This is a genomic window from Rhizobium sp. PRIMUS64, from assembly GCF_023006465.1.
Lineage (GTDB): Bacteria > Pseudomonadota > Alphaproteobacteria > Rhizobiales > Rhizobiaceae > Rhizobium > Rhizobium leguminosarum.
This window is the reverse complement of the sequence record NZ_JALBGX010000376.1, coordinates 1-256: the sequence shown is the minus strand read 5'-3', so window position 1 is coordinate 256 and position 256 is coordinate 1. Positions and strand designations below refer to the sequence as shown.

Genomic DNA, 256 nt, shown 5'->3' with positions numbered 1-256 from the left:
GTTCCTGTCGAACACCAATCACGAGGAAGACCAGCCGGTGCATCTGCAGGTCAAGGACATGGCGCTGCAGAAGAGTTCGGAACACGACATCTATGCCGGCCCGTCGACGCGTTACTGTCCGGCCGGCGTTTATGAATGGGTGGAAAAGGATGGCAAGGACGTCTTCGTCATCAACGCCCAGAACTGCGTGCACTGCAAGACCTGCGACATCAAGGACCCCAACCAGAACATCAACTGGGTGCCGCCGCAGGGCGGC

Annotated in this window: 1 protein-coding gene; it reads left to right on the top strand. The window is 59.0% G+C overall.

Annotation, left to right across the window (positions count from 1 at the left end):
* Window positions 1–256: 4Fe-4S dicluster domain-containing protein (locus MOV76_RS40435; RefSeq protein ID WP_247266647.1), on the top strand; the 256-nt coding region annotated here is incomplete at both ends.